Source organism: Winogradskyella pelagia (assembly GCF_017581965.1).
Classification (GTDB): domain Bacteria; phylum Bacteroidota; class Bacteroidia; order Flavobacteriales; family Flavobacteriaceae; genus Winogradskyella; species Winogradskyella pelagia.
Window position 1 is genome coordinate 70,261 of sequence record NZ_JAGEVF010000009.1, and the last position, 21,901, is coordinate 92,161.

General features: G+C 34.3%; 20 protein-coding genes and 1 other RNA gene. 11 read left to right on the forward strand and 10 right to left on the reverse strand.

The window, feature by feature from the left end:
• Positions 1 to 30: 30 nt before the first annotated feature.
• Positions 31 to 549 (forward strand): hypothetical protein, encoded by a 519-nt coding sequence (locus tag J4050_RS11550; RefSeq protein ID WP_208154741.1) that lies wholly within the window; start codon positions 31 to 33, stop codon positions 547 to 549.
• Positions 550 to 588: 39 nt separating this feature from the next.
• Positions 589 to 2,259 (forward strand): RluA family pseudouridine synthase, encoded by a 1,671-nt coding sequence (locus J4050_RS11555; protein WP_208154742.1) that lies wholly within the window; start codon positions 589 to 591, stop codon positions 2,257 to 2,259.
• A gap of 8 nt (positions 2,260 to 2,267) precedes the next feature.
• On the opposite strand, the gene fahA is transcribed toward J4050_RS11555, so the two are convergent.
• Positions 2,268 to 3,554 carry a fumarylacetoacetase gene (fahA, locus tag J4050_RS11560; protein ID WP_208154743.1) on the reverse strand — a complete coding sequence of 429 codons (1,287 nt, stop codon included), beginning with the start codon at positions 3,552 to 3,554 and terminating at the stop codon, positions 2,268 to 2,270.
• Positions 3,555 to 3,667: 113 nt separating this feature from the next.
• On the opposite strand from fahA, the gene glyA reads away from it, so the two are divergent.
• Both glyA and J4050_RS11570 read left to right on the forward strand, forming a co-directional pair.
• Positions 3,668 to 4,942, forward strand: a complete 1,275-nt coding sequence (gene glyA, locus J4050_RS11565; protein ID WP_208154840.1) for a serine hydroxymethyltransferase — start codon at positions 3,668 to 3,670, stop codon at positions 4,940 to 4,942.
• Positions 4,943 to 4,980: 38 nt separating this feature from the next.
• On the forward strand, positions 4,981 to 6,708 hold the full coding sequence (locus J4050_RS11570) for an FG-GAP-like repeat-containing protein (protein ID WP_208154744.1): 1,728 nt from the start codon (positions 4,981 to 4,983) through the stop codon (positions 6,706 to 6,708).
• A 72-nt stretch (positions 6,709 to 6,780) separates the two neighbouring features.
• On the opposite strand, the gene J4050_RS11575 is transcribed toward J4050_RS11570, so the two are convergent.
• Entirely contained in the window at positions 6,781 to 7,467 is a 687-nt protein-coding gene (locus J4050_RS11575; protein ID WP_208154745.1) for a LytR/AlgR family response regulator transcription factor, read from the reverse strand.
• Positions 7,464 to 8,498, reverse strand: coding sequence for a histidine kinase (locus J4050_RS15380; RefSeq protein WP_208154746.1), 1,035 nt, complete (start codon positions 8,496 to 8,498; stop codon positions 7,464 to 7,466). Before J4050_RS15380 ends, J4050_RS11575 begins: the two co-directional genes overlap by 4 nt.
• A 230-nt stretch (positions 8,499 to 8,728) precedes the next feature.
• Here J4050_RS15380 and J4050_RS11585 point away from each other — a divergent pair, with 230 nt between their 5' ends.
• Positions 8,729 to 9,670 (forward strand): DUF5694 domain-containing protein, encoded by a 942-nt coding sequence (locus J4050_RS11585; RefSeq protein ID WP_208154747.1) that lies wholly within the window; start codon positions 8,729 to 8,731, stop codon positions 9,668 to 9,670.
• Complete coding sequence (locus J4050_RS11590) at positions 9,667 to 10,923, forward strand: hypothetical protein (RefSeq protein ID WP_208154748.1); 1,257 nt, start codon at positions 9,667 to 9,669, stop codon at positions 10,921 to 10,923. Before J4050_RS11585 ends, J4050_RS11590 begins: the two co-directional genes overlap by 4 nt.
• A gap of 24 nt (positions 10,924 to 10,947) precedes the next feature.
• Here the strand turns inward: J4050_RS11590 and J4050_RS11595 are convergent, their stop codons facing one another.
• From J4050_RS11595 to J4050_RS11610, 4 genes are all read right to left on the reverse strand, one after another.
• A complete protein-coding gene (locus J4050_RS11595) occupies positions 10,948 to 12,519 on the reverse strand; it encodes a hypothetical protein (protein ID WP_208154749.1) in 1,572 nt (523 codons plus the stop codon).
• A gap of 71 nt (positions 12,520 to 12,590) precedes the next feature.
• Positions 12,591 to 13,361 carry a hypothetical protein gene (locus tag J4050_RS11600; protein ID WP_208154750.1) on the reverse strand — a complete coding sequence of 257 codons (771 nt, stop codon included), beginning with the start codon at positions 13,359 to 13,361 and terminating at the stop codon, positions 12,591 to 12,593.
• A 75-nt stretch (positions 13,362 to 13,436) separates the two neighbouring features.
• On the reverse strand, positions 13,437 to 13,826 hold the full coding sequence (locus J4050_RS11605) for an acyl-CoA thioesterase (RefSeq protein ID WP_208154751.1): 390 nt from the start codon (positions 13,824 to 13,826) through the stop codon (positions 13,437 to 13,439).
• A gap of 4 nt (positions 13,827 to 13,830) precedes the next feature.
• On the reverse strand, positions 13,831 to 14,859 hold the full coding sequence (locus tag J4050_RS11610; RefSeq protein ID WP_208154752.1) for a glutaminyl-peptide cyclotransferase: 1,029 nt from the start codon (positions 14,857 to 14,859) through the stop codon (positions 13,831 to 13,833).
• Positions 14,860 to 14,946: 87 nt separating this feature from the next.
• On the opposite strand from J4050_RS11610, the gene ffs reads away from it, so the two are divergent.
• The 4 genes from ffs (at position 14,947) to fsa (ending at position 17,157) form a co-directional block, all read left to right on the forward strand.
• Positions 14,947 to 15,045, forward strand: an RNA gene (ffs, locus tag J4050_RS11615) — signal recognition particle sRNA small type.
• A gap of 85 nt (positions 15,046 to 15,130) precedes the next feature.
• Positions 15,131 to 15,934, forward strand: a complete 804-nt coding sequence (locus J4050_RS11620) for an SDR family oxidoreductase (protein ID WP_208154753.1) — start codon at positions 15,131 to 15,133, stop codon at positions 15,932 to 15,934.
• A 47-nt stretch (positions 15,935 to 15,981) separates the two neighbouring features.
• On the forward strand, positions 15,982 to 16,389 hold the full coding sequence (locus J4050_RS11625; protein ID WP_208154754.1) for a hypothetical protein: 408 nt from the start codon (positions 15,982 to 15,984) through the stop codon (positions 16,387 to 16,389).
• Between the two features lie 114 nt (positions 16,390 to 16,503).
• The gene (fsa, locus tag J4050_RS11630; protein WP_208154755.1) at positions 16,504 to 17,157 is read left to right on the forward strand and encodes a fructose-6-phosphate aldolase; all 654 of its coding nucleotides are present in this window, start codon (positions 16,504 to 16,506) and stop codon (positions 17,155 to 17,157) included.
• 33 nt (positions 17,158 to 17,190) lie between these two features.
• Here the strand turns inward: fsa and J4050_RS11635 are convergent, their stop codons facing one another.
• Positions 17,191 to 18,636: a TlpA family protein disulfide reductase gene (locus J4050_RS11635; protein WP_208154756.1), complete on the reverse strand. Its 1,446-nt coding sequence runs from the start codon at positions 18,634 to 18,636 to the stop codon at positions 17,191 to 17,193.
• 150 nt (positions 18,637 to 18,786) lie between these two features.
• On the opposite strand from J4050_RS11635, the gene J4050_RS11640 reads away from it, so the two are divergent.
• Positions 18,787 to 20,412, forward strand: a complete 1,626-nt coding sequence (locus J4050_RS11640; protein WP_208154757.1) for an ABC-F family ATP-binding cassette domain-containing protein — start codon at positions 18,787 to 18,789, stop codon at positions 20,410 to 20,412.
• A 46-nt stretch (positions 20,413 to 20,458) separates the two neighbouring features.
• On the opposite strand, the gene J4050_RS11645 is transcribed toward J4050_RS11640, so the two are convergent.
• Positions 20,459 to 20,701, reverse strand: a complete 243-nt coding sequence (locus tag J4050_RS11645) for a putative signal transducing protein (RefSeq protein WP_208154758.1) — start codon at positions 20,699 to 20,701, stop codon at positions 20,459 to 20,461.
• Between the two features lie 220 nt (positions 20,702 to 20,921).
• On the reverse strand, positions 20,922 to 21,641 hold the full coding sequence (locus tag J4050_RS11650) for a hypothetical protein (RefSeq protein WP_208154759.1): 720 nt from the start codon (positions 21,639 to 21,641) through the stop codon (positions 20,922 to 20,924).
• Positions 21,642 to 21,901 lie beyond the last annotated feature (260 nt).

Consider the following 21,901-nt stretch of genomic DNA (forward strand, 5'->3'; position numbering starts at 1 on the left):
GTGATTTGACCTTTTAGAGACAATTATAAAATGATAAAAAACGCAATTCTTAGTGTAGGCTTATTCTGTGTTTTACTAGTCAAAGGACAGGAGCAATTCGTTATAGATGAAAACGGGTTAACACCGAAACATATAGTATCACAAGTAGAAGATTTTACTAAAGCTGAGCTTTATTCTAATACTCAGAAATGGATTGAAGCTAATAATGAATTTCATAATATTTCTACCGCAAGTTTTGTTGAAAGTGAAAGAATTCTTCTCACTTATATTAAAAGCAATGCAGTCCATTTAGATAAACAATACTATAACGTTAAGTATGATATTACCTTAGAGTTTGACGATAATTCCTTCACGTTTATGCCTTCTAAAATTCAATTAAAGTTGAACAGTAAATATGACATGGGCTGGAAGAATTTTAGTCTTACTAGTGGTGCTCAGTACTTCAAAAAGGGTAAAATTTTAAGAAAATATAAACGCTACCTAAGAGATTTAGCAGCAAAGTTAAATGAGCTTAATATGCAATTAAACACATATTTAAAAACGGAATAATATTTACTTTCGTTACTTTATTCTGTTTTTCCAAAAGCTATGTTTACAACAATTCACGCAGGCTATCACCCTATAGGATTAGAGGGTTTAAAGCTTCCTAAGCAGTTCACCTTTCCATTCTATTATACACCGCATCCTCTTTGCGTCAAAGCTGCCGAGGAAGTTCAGCAATACCTAAAGATACAGACAGACTTTGAGCATAATTTTGGATTAGAAGATGGTGCCGAAGGGCTTATCATAGGAAAAATGTTTGGGGTTATGCTCGTAGAAACTAGGACTGGTCATATTGGTTATTTGGCTGGATTTTCTGGCAAGTTAGGCGAGCGTAATTTTGTAGAAGGATTTGTGCCTCCAATTTTTGATACTTTAAATACGTCTGGTTTTTATAAAAAAGGGGAACATCAACTCAATGAAATCAATACCGAGATTGAGGCCTTGGAAAGCGCTGAGAATTATGTAAAGGCAAAGGTTGAGTTGGGGAATTTACATCAGCGTTATGAGCAGGAATTAAAAGAATTCAAAATATATCTCAAAACTCAAAAAAAGGTACGAAACCAAAAGCGTGAAGAAGCAAGGTTAGAACTACATGCTGACGCTCTTGCCGACTATGAATCGCAGCTGGATAAAGAAAGTATCGCACTTCATTATAAACTAAAACATTTGAAATTAGAATGGAAGTTGCGTTTAGCAAAAGCAGATGAAAAGTTGCAATTATTCGAAAAGGTCATTTCTAATTTGAAAACTCAACGAAAAAAATTATCGGCACAATTACAAAGGGAATTACATCAAAGCTATTCGTTTTTAAATGCTGAAGGTGAGCACAAGGACTTATTGAATATCTTTAAAACACAACCTCCCGCGGCAGCAGGAGAATGCGCAGCTCCAAAGCTATTTCAGTTTGCTTATAAAAACGAACTTAAACCATTGGCTATGGCAGAATTTTGGTGGGGCGCCTCACCTAAATCTCAAATACGAAAGCATAAACAGTTTTATCCAGCTTGTAGAAGTAAATGTGAACCTATTTTAGGACATATGATGGAAGGTTTAGTGGTAGAACCTAACCCAATATTTGAGTTTAAGTCGATTAAACGAAGGCTTGATATTGTTTATGAGGACAATTACCTGTTGGTTATTAATAAACCTGAAGAGGTATTGTCAGTTCCTGGTAAGACTATAAAAGAATCTGTCCTAACCCAATTAAGGGCTTACCTGCCTGATGCTAAAGGACCTATCTTAGTACATCGCTTAGACATGTCAACCTCAGGGTTATTAATCGCTGTTAAAAATGAAAAGACTTATAAAAATATTCAGAAGCAATTTATAAATCGAAGTATCAAAAAACGTTATGTAGCTATATTAGATGGTGAGATTCCAACTACCGAAGGTTGTATTGATTTGCCGTTACGCGTGGATTTAGACAACAGACCAACCCAGTTGGTGTGTTATGACTACGGTAAACCAGCGATAACAAAATACAAGATTATTGAAGTTTCAGAAGGGAAAACAAGAGTCTATTTTTATCCCATAACCGGCAGAACACACCAACTTAGAGTCCATGCGGCTCACCAATTAGGACTTAACGCGCCAATTATTGGCGACGATTTATATGGTAAAAAGGGAAAGCGATTGCATTTGCATGCAGAGCAAATCACCTTTGAGCACCCTGTAAAAAAAGAAAAGGTAACTTTTACAGTGCCCTCTCCATTTTAAGTCATTTATTATTTCTTAGGCTTAAAAACAGGTAAAAGTTGTGTCTTTAATTGTCCAAATCCTATACGCACATCATCGTTTTCGCAATGGGCTCTCATTACAACAGTATCATAGTCATTTATGAATTTGCGCTCTGAACCGTCCTTCATTTTAAGTGGTTTGCTGCCCTTCCAAGATAATTCTAACATAGAGCCATAAGAATCTTCAGTTGGACCAGATATAGTACCACTTCCCATCATGTCGCCAGAGTTAACTGGGCAACCATTAACGGTGTGATGAGCTAATTGCTGCGCTATATTCCAATACATATACTTAAAATTAGACCTGCACACCGTGGTTTCTTTAGAACCCTTAGGTTGTATCCCAACTTCTAATTGAATATCAAAACTGTGCTTTCCTTTAGTTCGCAAATATGGTAAAGGTTGTGGGTCTTGTTTAGGGCTCTCAACTCGGAAAGGTTCTAGGGCATCAAGTGTAACTATCCAAGGTGACATAGAAGATGCAAAACTCTTACCTAGAAATGGGCCTAAAGGAACATATTCCCATTTTTGAATATCTCTAGCGGACCAATCGTTAAAGAGAACCAAGCCAAAAATATATTCTTCTGCTTCGTTAATTGGTATAGGTTCACCAAGTTCATTGGCATCTGTAGTAATAAAAGCCATTTCCAATTCAAAATCTACTAACTTACTCGGGCCAAATACTGGTTTATCAGCTCCTTCTGGCAAAGTCTGACCTTGTGGTCTATGAATTGGTATATGGGTTGTAATTATTGATGAGCTCCTACCATGATAACCTACAGGCATGTGTACCCAATTTGGCATCAAAGCATTCTCAGGGTCTCTAAACATGCTCCCCACATTAGTCGCATGCTCTTTACTTGCATAAAAATCTGTATAGTCTCCAACATAAACAGGCATCTTCATTTCTATCTCATCCAAACGGAAAAGTATGGTTTCCTTATGGGCAGTGTGGTTCTTTAAGACGGGATTATCAGCATCAAAAATTTCAGCAATTCGATTTCTTACCAATCGCCATGTCTTACGGCCATCTGCAATGAAATCGTTTAAAGTATCTTGAAGGAAAATATCATCAGTCAAAGGAATTCCGTCAAAATAACCGAGCTGGTGTAGTGCTCCTAGGTCTATAGCTGTATCTCCGATTCGAGTACCGATAGTTATAATATCGTCTTTGGTTAAAAAGACACCAAAAGGGATGTTCTGAATAGGGAAATCCGAATTCTTATTGACGTACAGCCAAGAACTTCTATTAGGATCATTTGCAAACAATGGCATAGGATTAATGTTGATTAATTGTTTATTAAATTCTATTCAAACCTACATAATTTTTAATAGGAAAACTAATGTAATTCGTATTTTTGCTGCTCATTTAACACTAGAACATGAATATGCAACGCGACGAACAAATTTTTGAATTAATCAATGCTGAGAGAGAACGGCAGACGGATGGTATTGAGCTGATTGCCTCTGAAAATTTTGTTAGCGACCAAGTAATGGAAGCTACAGGTTCTGTATTAACGAATAAATATGCAGAAGGTTATCCAGGCAAACGTTATTATGGAGGGTGTGAAGTTGTAGACGAGGTAGAGCGCATTGCTATTGAACGTGCTAAGACTTTGTTTGGTGCTGACTATGCCAATGTGCAACCACATTCTGGGAGCCAGGCAAATACAGCTGTCTTCCATGCATGCTTAAAACCAGGTGATACAATCCTTGGGTTCGATTTAGCTCATGGTGGACATTTAACTCATGGTTCGCCAGTTAACTTTTCTGGCCGTTTGTATCGTCCAACATTCTATGGTGTGAAAAAAGATACGGGATACATTGATTATGATATGTTATCTGATGTTGCGGAGAAGGAAAAACCAAAATTGATTATAGCAGGTGCCTCTGCCTATTCTAGGGATATGGACTTTGCTAAATTTAGACAAGTAGCTGATAACGTGGGTGCGGTACTTTTGGCAGATATTTCACATCCATCTGGATTAATAGCGAAGGGTATTTTAAATGATCCAATGCCACATTGCCATGTGGTAACTACAACAACCCATAAGACTTTGCGAGGTCCTAGAGGTGGGATGATAATGATGGGAGAAAATATAGACAACCCATTTGGTATTACATTAAAGAGTGGTAAACTGCGCAAAATGTCTGGCCTTTTAGATTCTGGAGTATTTCCAGGAAATCAGGGAGGACCATTAGAGCACGTTATTGCGGCTAAGGCCATTGCTTTTGGTGAGGCCTTAACCGATGAGTTTTTACACTATATGCTTCAAGTAAAGAAAAATGCAGATGCAATGGCAAAAGCATTCGTAGCTAAAGATTACCAATTAATTTCCGGAGGCACTGATAACCATATGATGCTCATTGATTTGAGAAATAAAAATATTACTGGTAAGGATGCAGAACAGGCCTTAGTAAAGGCTGATATCACCGTTAACAAGAATATGGTACCTTTTGATACAGAATCGCCATTTGTAACCTCTGGTATTCGGGTAGGGACGCCTGCAATCACCACAAGAGGATTAAAGGAAAATGACATGGCCTATGTTGTAGATTTGATTGATGAGGTCATTACCAATTACGAGAACCAAACGGTTTTAGAAGGTGTTGCGGAAAAGGTAAACACGCTTATGAACGATAGACCTTTATTTGTTTTTTAAAATAATAGTTTTAATTTGACATTATAATTACGTTTAAAATGTCAAAGAAATTAAGTTATAAAATCACTTTTCTTCTGAGCTTGGTAATTTTTATGAATAGCCAGGCTCAAATTTTCTTTGATAATAATGCAATTGGTCTTGGATTAAACGCAAATGCAACTCAAGGCACTAACCTTGGAGGTGTTAGCTTCTATGATTTTGATGACGATGGTTGGGATGACATAACAATTGGTTCCAAAGGGGAGCAGCCAGTAAGAGTTTTTAAGAATTTTGGGGGGATACTTTTGGAGATTTCCTTGGGCGTAAGTATCAATGGACATTCTAAGCAAGTTTTATGGGTAGATTACGATAATGATGGTGATAATGATTTGTTTGTAACCCGAAATGACGATTCTAACCTATTACTAAGAAATGAGGGAAACTTTAATTTTTCTGATGTTACCCTTCAATCAGGGTTATTATCTACTGCTGATTTAAACTCGTTTGGGGCTGCCTTTGGTGATATAGATAATGATGGTTACTTAGATTTATTTCTCTCCAATAAAGATAACAGTGTAACAAAGCCAAATAAGCTATTCCGTAATAATGGTAATGGTACTTTTACAGATATATCCATAGCTGCTGGTATAAGTCAATTAGGGCATGCTTCTTTTTGTGCTTCGTTTTTTGATTATAATAATGATGGATACCAAGACATTTATGTCTCAAATGATAGAATTAACAATACCAATATATTGTATAAAAATAATGGTAATAATACCTTTACCGATGTCAGCTCTATCTCTGGTGCGGGAATCGCTGCTAATGCCATGTCAACTACTATTGATGATTTTAATTATGATGGCTATCTCGATATCTATATCACCAACACGGCAGAAGGTAATTATTTGTTAAAAAATAATGGTGACGAAACCTTTATCAATGTGGCCTCTTCAACGGGAACCGAGTTTAACAGCCTTGGTTGGGGTGCTAATTTTTTCGATGCCGATAATGATACAGATTTAGACCTATACGTAAGTAGTATGGTAGATGACGATACAAGTTCATTGTTAACTGCAGCATTTTATGAGTGCAATTCTAATTACAGCTATCAACTCGCTAATTCATACGGCTTTGAGAATGATACTTTTGAGAGTTTCTCTAATGCTATTGGTGATATTGATAACAATGGGTTTGTAGACTTTGTTGTAGCTAATGCCCAACCAGATAACCATTCTTTGTGGCAAAATGCAGGGAATTCTAATAACTGGCTTAAGGTAAAACTTTCGGGGAATCAAAGTAATAAGAACGGTATTGGCTCTTGGATTGAAGTAGCCGTGGATAATGACGTTATGTACCGCTATACGCTTTGTGGTGAATCTTTTTTGGGTCAAAACTCAGCCTCTGAAATCTTTGGATTAGCTAACGCTTCAAATATAGACTATGTGAAGGTGACTTGGCTCAGTGGCATAGAAGATATCTTTTATAACGTAGCACCAAACCAAACATTGCTAATACAAGAAGGGCAATCCTTGTCCACAACAACATTCAATGAGCAAATAATTTCAATGTTTCCTAATCCCTCCAAAGGAACCTTTACGATAAACAACTTAAGCACAGTTGTTAAAATGCGTATTGCAGACTATAACGGTAGGGTAATATTAACCCAAGAGGTTGGCCCATCAAATAATGAAATTGATTTAAGCAATCTCGCTCCAGGGAGTTACCTAGTACATTTAGACGGAAGTAATTCTAGGAAAATAATCAAGAAATTAATTCTTAATTAGGGTAGTTCGTCTGAAATTGAATTTTAACGCATAATAAGTAATTGCATTAAAAAAATGCTCTTTGCTAATTCCTTAATTATCCTGATTGATTCTTTTCCAAAACGCTTCTTTATAAGTAGCACCTATTGGGATGTAGTCGCCATTAATTACAATTCTATTACGTTCTATAAATTCTATATGTTCTATTCCAACGATGTAGGATTTATGCACGCGAATAAATTTGCTTTTGGGTAAGTTTCTTTCAAAGTCTTTCATGTTTTGCAAGGTCAGCACTTTAGCATCTTTAGTTTGTATAGCCACATAGTCACTTAGACCTTTTAAGTACAACATGTCCGAAAATGGTATTTTTTGGTGCCTGTATTCGGTTTTTACAAAGATGTAATCTGGCCTAGCTTCTGTAGTTGGCTGCGTTGCTTTTTCTTTAACTTTTTCTACAGCTTGCAGAAAGCGTTGAAAAGTTATTGGCTTTAATAGGTAATCTAAGGCATTGAGGTCATAACTTTCTATAGCATACTCAGAATATGCGGTAGTGAAAATAACTTTGATGTCTGGATTTATAATTTTTTTGAATTCCACTCCAGTAATCTCCGGCATCTGAATATCCAGGAATAAAATATCAACAGTAGCCTTACGTAATAATTTTAATGCATCTAATGGATTATTAAAGGAGCCTACGAGGTCTAAATCTTCAATTTTGGATACGTAAGATTCTAATAAATCAACCGCTAACGGTTCGTCATCAATTATTATACAAGTCATTGTAAGGGTATTTCTAATTGTGCGGTAAAGATTGAGTTTTTAGCTTTAAATGAAAACTTATGCTGTTGTGGGTAAAGTAATTCCAATCGTTTTTTAAGATTATCCAATCCCAAACCGCCTACTTTGTCTTTCTTTTTATCTTCAATTTCATTTATTACTTCGTAAAACAGATGCGAGTCATTGACTTTTAACTTTATCATTACAGGCTGCAACGTGCTGTGCAATGTACCGTGTTTAAATGCATTTTCAACAAATGGTAATAGCAAAAATTGTGGGATTTGAATGGCCTTGGTCAAACCATCAATACTTAATTCTACTTTAGGTTGTTCTTTGTGCCTTATGCTTTCTAAATCTATAAAATTTCTGATTTGAGAAACCTCGTCTTCCAAAGAAACAACGGTTTTCGTTTTATATAATGAATAACGTAACAGTAATGAAAGTTTTTCTATAGCATATAAGGCCTTATCAGAATCTTTATGCACTAGTGCATATATATTATTAAGCGTATTAAAAAGAAAGTGAGGATTGGTTTGGGAACGCAATAAATCTAGCTCCATTCGCTGATTTTCTAAAATGAGTTGGTTGTTGCGTTCGTCTTTATATTTTGAATATTGCCAGAAATAAAAAATAATGCCTAACGCACAGTATTGAAACACATAATAAAAGTTGTCCAACAGATAATAGATGGTGCTAACATCTTTTCTATAGTTACCAAAACCAAACACAGTTCTAAAGAAAATCTCCTCAATAAAATACCTTAATCCAACAATGACAATAGACAGCACTATAATAACCAATACGTTAATACCGAAAGATTTTTTGTTATGCCATTTATAAAACACCGTGTAGGATACTAAGGCATATAAAAAAAGTATAAGTCCCACTGAGATGGTTAAAGTAATAATATTTGGCTGTGAATGGTATTCTAGTGCCTGAGCAATAGAATCAGTATCTAAAATTTGACCAATTACATCGGTCACCAAATAATAGAGGAGGAACCATAGGCCTAATTTTTTTATGTTGAATGTCACGGTTTTGAATTAATAGAAACTCGATTAATACCTACGAAACTAAGTAAATTCAAAATTAAACATGACAATGTATCTATGAACTCTGGATTTTTATCTGTGAACTTAAATGAGTTTCCTTCTCAAGTATTTATGGAATTGTTTACAGAGGTCTTTTTTTAGTTTACAGATTCTGTTTTATATAATCGCAAAAGTATCAGAATTTTGAAACATCATTAAACAATTAAAGCGTCATGAATACTTTATCTCAACTACTATTTATAGTCTTTTTGATATTTATTAGTAAGAGTTTTGCACAAGAGCAACAAGAGATTCTCATTGTTGGTGACATGCATCAACTGCCCGGAATAGTAAAACGTGCTTACAGGCCAACGGTTAAAAAGATTTTGAAATATAAGCCTGAATTGATTATGGCAGAGTATTCCAAAACAGGCGATACAGCAGCTATGGGCGAATGGAATTCTAAATTTAAAGAAGCTTACCTCAAGAAAAAAGCCTCTTACACGTACAATAATGAAAAGATTAAACAATTACAGACAACGCCTAATAAAAATCTGGATAGCATAGCGTTTAGACAATTACAAGCCTATTATTTGAGCATTGGGGATCAAGGGAATCATAGAATGTATGGCTATTTTGCTAGACATGGAGTAACAAAAAAGTTCAAACCCTATGGAAATCAAAATCCTGATTTAACCTTTCAATTAATGCGACAGCTCGAATTAAAATCTGTGTATGGTGTAGATAGTCATGCTGGGTATCAAGGCTATTGGCCAGCTTGGCAAAGGGCATTAAAATCTGGAACAAAAGAGGGTAAAAAGGCATTTAAGAAAGCAATGCGAAAAGATAGTTGGGGAAATATCTTCGCGGGTTTGTCTTGGTCTTTGGGTAGATATATGAATAAGCCAAAAACCTTAGAGTCTTACTATAGAATTAATTCATTGCGCTATAAGGGATTTAGTGGTGAAGATTATGACTTACAAATAAAGAAATGGGATGATAGAAACGTAAATATGGCTAAAAATATCTTAGATGTATTGGCTAATAATGATGTAAAGCGGAGTGTTTTAATTGTCGGTGCTGGTCACGCAAAAGCAGTAAGTGAAGAATTAAAACGTTTAAGCCCAAATTTAAAAGTTATTATGTACAACGACCTTAAAAATCATATAAAATGAATCGAATTCTCCATATCATCATTCTAGCTTTGGCATCCTTTTCAATTTTGAATGCCCAAGACAGTCTAACGGTAGTCCAGCTAGAATCAATTACTTATGCCTTTGATGTCAAAGATGGAAAACTCACAGGAAAGGGAAAAGCATTTTTAGAACAAGAATTGGCACAAGCGCAATTTACAATGATAGGCGAGTACCACGGCTCTAAACGAATTTCAGAGTTTACAAATGCTATTATACCAGTTTTAGATAAACATAACTATAAAACTATGGCTTTAGAGGTTGGTCCTGTAGTAGGAGGTATTTTAAATTCTTTTAAAGATAATGTTGCGGCAGATTTAAAATCTATTCATAATAAATACTATACCAAGGAAACCGACGGCACTATCTATACCTCTTTTCCTTTTTTTGATACTGAGGAAGATGCTGAGTTTTTACAAACCGCAAAAGATAATTCTTGGAATGTTTTTGGAATAGACCAAGAGTATTATGATAGCTATGTTATGCTTGCTGATAAAATGTATAACAACTTATCTAAGCAAGCCCAGAATGCACATAACGAGTTATATATGAAGACTGTATCCAAGCTTAAGAAATTCTATGAAGACGACTCAAATGATAGAAAAAATCTACACTTAGCTCTTTCAGGGTCTCAACTATACACTAAGTTCATTAGTATAATGGCCACTGAGGCTAAAAACCTTGAAATCATTGAAGCCCTAGCAAAGAGCAGTGACATCTATATGTTAAATGAACAGAAGAAATGGTATGAGAACAACGCTACACGCATTAGGTATATGAAATCTAGGCTAAATGCTGGCTTAGCCAGACTAAATTTTAATGTAACAACAGACAAACTTCTCATAAAAATGGGCGGTTATCATTTGTCTAAAGGCTTTTCTCCATTGGGGCTTTATGAGGTTGGAAATACGCTTAATGAATTAGCGGAATATAACGGTAATACGGCACTTAATATTGGATTTATATCAAGATATACTAAGGATAAGGATACGGTTGTTGATAATTATAAATCAAAAAATACATACTACAAAAATCATAAACAATTTCTACAAATGGGAAAAAAGGATGAATGGGTTGTCATTGATTTAAGACGATTAATAAAGGAATATTTTTATTATCCCAAAAAATTTAGTCTTAACAAACAAATGGTGGATTTGGTTCAGCGCTATGACCTATTAATTATTCCTAAGATGGAAGTGGCTGGCACTCCAAATTTTGATTTAAATAGTAATTAAGGATGGACGACTAGGAGAACAACTTTAATCATCGAATACTGTACTCTCATAAGCACCTATATCTGGATTTGTTGCATCTCGTTGAAGTCCAAGAATATCGGTACCATTAGGATTTAAAGGTAAGGCATTGCCATTTGCAGCTGAATTGGCACCAATACGCATAAGATTTTCAAATGCATCTTCAAAATCAGGATCTTGATTAAAAATATTTGATTTATAAAACAGCTCATTCTGGAACTGATAATTCCCCGTACCTTCTATATTATCATTATCGAATCGAAGCAGGCAGTTAGTGAATTTAAAATTAAATTGGGCGCCTTGGTCATCTAAAATAAACTCTGGGTTGTCGTTACCGTATACAATGCAATTTGTAAAATTAGCTTCTTGTAGCGGATTGGTTATAACGTTATTGTCTTGGTCCACAATAAAATCATTGACCAATAAAGCTGGAAATTGTCTAAAGCTATTATTCCAATAGTTTGCAATAGTACAATGGGTGAAATTGTATGATCCACCAAAAGTAGCTGCTAAAGAGGATTGGCCAGAATTATTAATTACCACATTTTCTCCAGTAATGGATGTTGCCCTACCTAGGATACCAAAACTACTCGAATTATAAATTTGCGAATTACTTATATTAAGCTTGCTTCCTACAGCATTTTGATCGCCTTCTACCAAAACACCAATTGTAGCGTTATTTATAGTTGCATACTCAATAGAGTTATTTATACTCCCATTAAAGAGCCAAATGGTTCCCCATTGTCCTGGTACATTGGAGAAAATAGGTTCTAAGCGGTCTCCTTCAAGAATGACCTCATTCTCCATTAATTCTGGATCTGTACTTAAATCACCATTAATATTCAAAGAACCGTTATCGGTAACCAGAATACCAGAGTTTGCGTGAAAATGAACACGCGCACCAGGTTCCATAATTAAGGTTTTGCCAGCATCAACAGCAGCATAACCGTAAATAACATAAGGTTTGTCGTTAGTAAAGGTAAGCTCTGAGTCGTCTAAAAATCGGCCTTGAATGGTTGTTTCGTCAGGAGTTCCATCGCCATTAACATCGAATGTTAGGGTTTCAATAATTCCTGTATCATCATCTCTATTAGGAAAAATGAATATAGCGTCCTTTACAAGTGTTACAAGGTCCACATCTTGTTGGTTGCTGCCAGAGTCAAAAAGAATGCGATCTGTATATAGAAATTGTGTGTCGGAGTTCGGTAAGCTTTCAATATCTATGGTGGTTTCTATAAAAATAAATAAGCTATCATTAGCCAATACTTCAACATTTTCAAAAATCTTCCCTTCTAAAGGTCCCTCTTGGCCCGTACCACCATCTACATTTAATCTGTAAAAAGAATTAATGCCGTTTTCTAATCGAACCGTTGGGATGACAATATCATCATCACTTCTGTTATACACCTTTAGGTTGTAGGTGCTAGATCCAATATTTGTAAAAACAGTATCTAAATAAACGGTATCTCTTTGAAATTCTAGATTACCTGTACTTGGTGAAAACTCAAAGTCTTTTCTACAAGAACTCCAAAACACAAGGATTAATAAACAAATACAGAAATATAGAACACGCCTCATATGGTTATATTATGTAATAATGGCTAAAAATATAACTTTTGGAGGTAACAATTATTATGTGGAAAATTAATTTATTCTTTTGAGATGGCTTCTTTACCATATTCCTCCAATAGAATTAAAAATAATTGACTGTTGAGAACCAGTTCTTCGAGCAATTCCATTTTACGTTCTCTTTCCAATAGTCTTGAAGTAAGTTGTTTTGCCGAACAAAATTCAAGGAATAGTTGCTGTCGTTTTTTAGGTATGTTTAAACTTTCAGTAAGCAGTTTTTCATTAAAGAATGAGCTGTTAGAAAACAAAGAGTCCATTTGCCTGTAAGAGATTGGGTTGTGCACTGGTGGCGTATACTTGTCTTTGTTTTTAAAAAGCTTTGCCACTAATCCAAATATGGCCAAAAAGTTGACCCCATAAGAAGGTCCTCCTGGCTGATATTTTTCTGGGTGCTTTTCAATGTCACTTTTTATAAGATTGCGTAATTCCACACTATAGGTCTCCTCATTAAAAAGAGGCTGCTCGGAGTCAGATAAAATTTCAACTTCATCAAGAGTATTAATTACCTTCTTTAGCTCGAATACTGCGGTGTCTTGAAAATGAAAAGGCTTTAGAATTTCAACTTTTGGATGGTGAAATAAGGATTCAAAAGCAAGTGTGTCACCAACTTGAGCTGGTATATTAAACTCGCCTTTGTCATCTGTTGCAGTAATGGTATTTTGAGTCTTATTGAATATTTTTACGCCTTTAATTGTAGCTGTACTATCATATACTTTTCCTTGTAGAGTTTGAGCCCTTAACCCTAAGGGTAAGATGATTATGAGAAGTAGAGATAGCTTTTTTAGTACCATATTCTAGCAAATACATCATAAAGAAAGCCAATAATTAGTAATAGACATTGGCATTACCAAAATTTTAACCCAATTTTAGTTGAAAAGCGTTTTTATCTCTGCGGTGATGCGTGTTGGCCGTTGAGAAGTTTTATTTAACAAGCACCATTTGGTTGCTGATTTAACCAATTGCTTATTTGTTTTGGTGTTTAAAAATTCTACCTGTCGCGTTGAAGTGACTCCCTCTGAAGAGGTGACATAGGTTTTTAGTTTTATAGTATCTCCTAGGTGTGCTGGAGATTTATACTCTAAATTATGAGACAGCATTACCCAAAAGAAATTAGCTTTAATAGCCTCAGAAGCTCTACTTAACCAATGGTCTTCAGCTATATCTTGAACCCACTGAACATATCTTACGTTGTTAACGTGATTTAAGGCATCTAAATCTTCTTGTTGCACTATTATGGTCTTTTCAAAAATTTCCAAGGACTTAATTCTTTTTAATCTTTACCTCAAATAATTTGTTCCAATTTTTTCCTGTAACAAATATGGTCTGTCTTTCGCTATTATAGGCAATGCCGTTCAATACATCTAATTCGTCGTGTTGTTTTACCAATTGTCTTAAAGGTTTAAAATCAATGACACCCTCAACACCTCCAGTTTCTGGGTTGACTATGACCACACCATTACGTTGATAGATATTTGCAAATATTTTACCGTCAATCCACTCTAGTTCGTTAAGGCTTGGGATTTTACCTTTTTCGGTGTAAACCTCAATATGGCTTTGCTCGGTCATATTCTCTGGATTCAATATCCAAATTTTTTCAGTACCGTCTGACTTATATAAGACTTTGCTGTCGTTGCAGAGACCCCAGCCTTCCTTACTTCGTCCGTATTTAAAGGAGCTTGTTCTTTCAAAGGAATTAACATCGTAAATAAAACCCATCTTAGCTCTCCATGTTAATTGATAGATTTTATCATTTAAAATAGTTATTCCTTCCCCAAAGAAAGAATCATCTAAATTGATATTTTTAAGTACTTCTCCAGTTTCAAAATTAATCTTCCTTAATTTAGATTCACCTTTCTGCCCTGTACTTTCATACAATTCCCCTTTATAGAACTCTAAACCTTGTGTGTAAGACGTTATATCATGAGGGTAGGTATTTACTATTTCATACGAGTAGATGGAGGGTATAATATTATTATAAATCTTAATCACTTTTGAAACAGTATCTGTTTTGCCGTCGTAGCTAATTTCAGCAGTTACTGTTTTAGTTCCTAAAGCGGAATTAAGAAGAACATGATTCGACTTAATAATTGAATTATTGAGTTTATAAGCGATACGTGTTATTTCAATATTTTTTGGATTGTTTATTGAAAGGTTTAGAGTATCACCAAGGTGCAAGGAACCTTCATTAGTTTTTATAGAAAATGGAGGTGGTTTTTTAGAATTAGAATCGCCACAGCTATTAAAACCAAATAATAAAATACTAATTATTAATGCATTAAAAAATCTCATGTATTTTCAGAATTTTTGACCAAGGTATTAAATAAAATTCAGTTTAAAAATCATTGTTAAAGCGTTAAAAGGTTGTATCTTTGCAGCCGGCAAGTCCTACACAACCAGCTCCTGCTTAATCCTCCAGGGCGGGAACGCAGCAAAGGTACGCGGTCGTAGCGGTGTGATGTAGGTAGCTTGCCTTTTTTTGTGCCTTAAAGTGAACACAGAAAACTCTTTTAAGTCCTTTATAAAACTTACTTTCTGTATTTTTAGCACTTAATTAGTATTTATGTCTAAAGTTGTTTTAATTACTGGTGGTTCTTCGGGAATTGGTAAGTCTGTTGGAGAATATCTTATCGCCAAAGGGTATAAAGTATATGGAACAAGCAGAAATCCAGATAAATACCCAAATTCAATATTTCCTATTCTTGAGTTAGACGTTACAGATGAACAGTCTATTTCTCAATGTGTAAATGCTTTAATGCAAAAAGAGACAAATCTTGATATTTTAATTAATAACGCTGGCGCAGGAATTACAGGGCCATTTGAGGAAATACCATCTGAAGAGATGAAGCAAAACTTTGAAACTAATTTTTTTGGACCTCTAGAAGTTATAAAAAGAGTTTTGCCTTTAATGAGGCGACAAAAATCAGGATTGATAATAAATATTACTTCAATCGCTGGCTATATGGGACTTCCGTACAGAAGCGTTTATAGCGCAAGTAAAGGTGCGTTGGAAATTATTACAGAAGCTATTAGAATGGAAATAAAGCCTTTTAATATTGAAATGGTGAATGTAGCACCTGGAGATTTTGCTACTAATATAGCAGCAGGACGTTACCATGCACCATTATTAGAAGACTCTCCTTATAATATAACTTATGGGAAGACCCTTGAGATGATGAATGCACATGTTGATGAAGGGAGTGACCCTGCACTCATGGCCCAAGCTATTTTTAAAATTATAAATACTGAGCGACCAAAAATACACTACAAGGTAGGTGCATTTATGCAAAAATCCTCAATTGTATTAAAGCGCATTCTGCCAGACAAGGTTTATGAAAAATTACTAATGAATCACTATAAGCTATAAGGTAAATTGGTACAGTATTTGAGATTAAGAGTAATAAATGAGCTATTATGAAATCATCTCAAATTATACTCCTTTTGTTTTGCTTTACACTTCTTAGCTGTAATGATTTTTTTGAATGTCTCATAGACAGAAGGCCAGAATTACCAAATAAAGAATTCCCAATAGGCGATACCGAAACTTATTATTATGTTGACTTAAGAGCAGAAATTAATAATGAGCCAAGAGATGACGACTATGACTATTTTTTTGAATTTTCTGACCCACTACCCGAAGGTCTAGATTTTTTTATTAACTATAGAACCATTAGTATTGAAGGTACTCCCAGAGAGGCTGGTATCTACAGAATAACCCTTAACGTTTTTGTTGATGGTCCGTTTAGAAATGGATTTGTAGAAGATGAAACTATTTTATGTGACTATAGTGCTACAAAAACGTATACCTTAATTATTGAATAGTCTTCGGTCACTTTAGCCACTTGTTAATATATTTCAACGACTAAATTAATTACAAGCACCGAGATGTTGTATTTTCGCAGTATTAAGAAATAACAAGACTCAAATTTATTTTTCATGAAATTTTTTATTGATACAGCCAATCTCGAGCAAATAAAAGAAGCTCAGGATATGGGTATTTTAGATGGTGTAACCACCAATCCTTCTCTAATGGCAAAAGAAGGTATAACTGGCGTAGACAACATTATGAAGCATTACGTAGATATCTGCAATATTGTAGATGGAGATGTCTCTGCTGAGGTTATCTCCACGGATTTTGACGGTATGGTTAGGGAAGGTGAGGCCCTTGCCGAATTACACGAGCAAATAGTTATTAAATTACCAATGATTAAAGATGGTATTAAAGCTTGTAAATATTTTTCTGATAAGGGCATTAAAACCAATGTTACTCTGGTTTTTTCACCAGGTCAGGCTATTTTAGCAGCAAAAGCTGGTGCTACTTATGTATCACCATTTATTGGTAGATTAGATGATATTTCCACGGATGGTTTAAATCTAATTGCAGAAATTCGTCATATATATGATAATTACGCCTTTGAAACCGAGATTTTAGCGGCCTCTGTACGACATACTATGCATGTTATTGACTGTGCAAAGCTTGGTGCTGATGTTATGACCGGTCCTTTAAGTTCTATTGTAGGACTTTTAAAGCACCCTTTAACTGATATTGGTCTAGAGAAATTTCTGGCAGATTATAAGAAAGGAAACTAAAAGATTTAAAAAGACTAAGTGCGGGCAGTTGGTTTAATAAATTAGCTGCTCTTTTTTTATGAGTTCTTCTAAGGTTTTGTCAAAATCGGAATTGAAGATATTAACGTTAGGATGAAGAATCAATCCTTTATCATCCACAATAATGGCTTTGTTTAAATAATTTACCGCAAGCGTTTTCAGAGCCTTTTTTGAGTCCTTAAATTTAAATTCATTTAGAGTTGGAAATTTATAATTGTCGATAATGTCTTTCCAGTATTTGTCATCATTATCGTTAACATTAATAGATATAAAATCAACATTTTTAAATTTCTCTTTTAACTGGCTTACAACATAATGACTATTTCTGTACTGTTTTTTAGAATTAGAAGACCAGAAATAAATGATACTAGGCTTCGTTATTATTGAACTTAAGTTGTGCTCTGTATTGTTATAATTAACAATGCCTAAATCTGGTATAGGGTTGCCATGTCTCAATAACTTGAGAGATTCAACCAGACCTTCCATTGAAGCTTTATCATCCTCGTTGGTACTTTTACTTAAATAATGACTTAATAACTCCTCAGCTTCCTCCTCCGTATGGTTATGGCTTATAAAATCTCTGGCCTTATATTTAAGGAGATTATTTTTAATGGTTTCATTTTCAACGATACTATCAATTAAGTCTAGTTTAGATCTGTTATACGCCATTGAATGCCTATTAAATTTGCTGTGATAAGCATTGTCCTTATAATATGAGTTTAAGGCCAAATTATCAATATGAGAAAATAAAAATCGATTATACGACAAGAAATGGCTTAAGTGTTGAGAGTTGTAATCAATTGTTTCTCTGTAATTGTAAAAATCTTCTGGTAAATCTTTGACGTGAATTAATTTATTATTCCCAAAATAAGCAAACGGGTAAATTTCCTTATCAGCGTAAGCGTTGTAATTAATATTAGCCTCAACTATGGATTTAAAAAAATCGGATTCTTCATTTTTACTTAAAAAATTATTGAATTCATCTAAACGTGTCAAGCGCCTTTTCTCAACAAACATGTTGAATTTTTCTGGTTCCATTTTAGAGTATTTCACCAGCTTTCGCGCTTCTTTTTCGTTTGCTAAATAGGTTTTGATTAAATAGTTATTCTTTTTAGCGCCTTCACCTGTAAAAACTAAAGATTCATCAAAATCAAAGGTGTTTAACCGAAACATTATACTATCATTTGACTCTAATAGAACTGTCTGATATTCTCCTCCATGCGTTAATAGGTAAAGTCCAGGGTTTAGACTTTCAATTTTATGAATAAATCGATTGTTTAAATCTAATTGTATGGAATCGATGAGCTCTCCTTCAGTATTGTAAATTACAACAGCGTTATTTTTTGGGTTGATTATTTCTCCACCAATGTAGGCATATGGATCGGTATCTTTTTTGGTCGAAGTACAACCAATGGCAATGCCAATCAAAATACATACAGCAATAACGTCTTTATGGAGCATCTTAGGGTGTTTCCGTTAGTTAGCATAACAAAAATAGAAGTTGACTAGGTGATGTCTTGTTAATGCCTCGTTAAATGTTGATATAAGGTAGGTTTATTTCGTCTAATGGCTTTAATTTTCTACTTTTGCGGCAAATTTAAACACTAAATAATGTTATCAGTTTCTAACCTTTCTGTTCAATTTGGAAAACGTATACTATTTGATGAGGTGAATACTACCTTTAATTCAGGTAATTGCTACGGAATAATTGGTGCTAATGGTGCGGGAAAATCTACGTTTTTGAAAATTCTGGCGGGTAAAATGGACCCTACTTCTGGACACGTGCACTTGGAGCCAGGAAAACGAATGTCAGTATTAGAGCAAAACCATAATAAGCATGATGATGATACGGTCTTAGAAACAGTTTTAAAAGGAAACAAGACTTTATATAAGCTCAAAACCGAAATTGATGCGCTTTATGCCGATTATACGGATGAAAACGCTGATAAGATTGGAGAGCTTCAGGTACAATTTGAGGAATTGAATGGTTGGAATGCAGATAGTGATGCAGCTTCAATGCTGTCAAACTTAGGAATTAAAACAGACCTGCACTATGCTTTAATGGGTGATTTAGATGGTAAGCAAAAAGTACGTGTACTTTTAGCTCAAGCTCTTTTTGGTTCTCCAGATGTGTTAATAATGGATGAGCCAACTAATGATTTAGATTATGAGACTATTAATTGGTTAGAAAATTTCTTAGCTAATTATGAGAATTGTGTAATTGTGGTATCGCACGACAGGCACTTTTTAGATGCGGTATGTACGCATATTTCAGATATAGATTTCGGAAAAATTAATCATTATTCTGGTAATTATACCTTTTGGTATGAGTCATCACAACTAGCAGCTAAACAACGTGCACAACAGAATAAAAAAGCTGAAGAAAAGAAAAAAGAACTTGAGGAGTTCATTAGGCGCTTTTCTGCTAATGTCGCAAAATCAAAACAAGCGACAAGCCGTAAAAAAATGATTGATAAACTTAATATTTCTGATATTAAACCATCAAGCAGACGTTATCCAGCAATTATTTTTGAACGCGAACGAGAAGCGGGAGACCAAATTTTAAATATTGAAGGCTTATCTGCAACTTTAGATGGTGAGGTATTGTTTAACAATGTTGATATTAATTTGGCTAAAGGAGATAAAGTCGTAGTTTACTCGAAGGATTCAAGAGCAACTACAGCCTTTTATCAAATAATAAACGGAAAGCAAAAGGCAGATTCTGGAAATTATTCTTGGGGTGTCACAACGACTCAATCTTACTTACCATTGGATAATAGTGAGTACTTTAATAATAAGTTGACATTGGTAGATTGGTTGCGACAATGGGCAACATCAGAAGAGGAGCGAGAAGAGGTTTATATTAGAGGCTTTTTAGGGAAAATGATTTTCAGTGGTGAAGAGGCATTAAAAACATCAGATGTATTGTCTGGTGGTGAAAAAGTACGTTGTATGTTAAGTAGAATGATGATGATGCGCGCTAATGTCCTTATGTTAGACGAACCTACTAACCATTTAGATTTAGAGAGTATTACAGCCTTTAATAATTCGTTAAAAAACTTTAAGGGGACCGTAATGTTGACAACGCATGATCATGAATTTGCTCAAACCGTTGCCAATAGAATTATCGAATTAACTCCAAATGGCGTTATTGATAGATATATGACGTTTGATGAATATATGAGCGATAAAAAAATCAAGGAACAACGCGAAAAAATGTACGCCGTAACCGCTTAGTTGTCTTTTATTCTCAGAACTAAATAGTCTAAATATTGTGTTTTTATTAGGATTCGGTCTCCAACTGGTTCTTAATTTGTTCAACAACAATTTGTGCTTTTTCAAGTTCGTCATTGTGCACAAAGACCTCTTGCCATCCACTGTTTATGGAACCTTGACCACCAAGCCTTTGCGATTCACCTTGGTCCTTAATAATAGGAGTAATGCCAATATTTTCTAGTCCTGCTTTAACCCGAGTGACCATAATAAAATTACTCTCAAAAATTTTTGTGTATTCGGATTCGTTCATAGTTGAAAATGATTTAGTTTAATTATAAGAAGGTACAAAAAAATAAGGAAATTAACAACACTCTTTGAGTGCATAGGATATATATTAACACCGTTACTCAGGTGGCTAATTTATGGTTTTCATGGATATAAACTTTAGTGAAAAAGGGCAGGTTATTTACCAAAAAAAAAGCCTCAATTTTTATAAAAATTGAGACCTTTTAGTTTACAACTTCTTATTCTTATGCATTAAAGTATTTGCTATCCCAAATCGCTGTGTTAAAATTTTTACCCGCAGCGAAGCCATAATAGATAACCATTGCGGCAATAGATTTAAAAATAAAAAAGAAAATCATTCCTGCTTGTGTGGAATTTGGCTTGTTAGAGAATATGCCTTCGGGAAATAAAGCGGTGGCAAATAAACTGACTAAAATTGTTGTAAAAATTAAGTTAGAAAAACTTTTATAAGGCCACATTAATAATTTTCTAAATGGATTTAAATCATTACCCCATTTGTGAATTAAATAATAATAGCCATTTCCTATTGGGGCGAACAACAGAGGATCATCTGCGTTTTCTAGTTTAAATAATTTAGAAGGAGCTATTATTTTAAATCCTTTAATTTCTGTGTTATGGTCTTTTTCTAAACCTTTTATTTTCGATATGGCCTCATAGGGTAATTTTCCTTTAAAGTATTTGGAGTCTAGAAATCTTAAACGATAGTCTATACAAATAGATTTTATATGGTCAATGTGATAAATGTTTTTAGTCTCCAATAAATCGAAATCGAAATCATTTTCATTGAATGATTCTCCTTTGGTAACCGTTTCTAAAATTCGCTTTTCTTTTAAATCATCTTTTTTAAGGATGTCTTTCACCGCTTTGAGAATGTCGTCCTCCTTTGAAGTTTTTGTTTTTAAGCGATGTAATTTTTCTTCAATATTTGTCTTCTTCAATATCATTGAGCTCTTTTTTTTTCTAAATTAAAAAGGAATTTCCTTCTACACAAGTCTTTAACAATTCTGTTTAATTTTTCACTGGCAAAAATCTTCAAATGGAATTATTTATTAAACAAACACAACCAATTTGTTATTATTTAAACTAATTCCAAATAAGATTTCTATTGAGTATGGCTATCGAAAAATAATTTAATAGTATGTAAGGATTTAACATTATCATGATAAATTTTTTAATTTTAAAGGAATTTAATAATAATATAAAA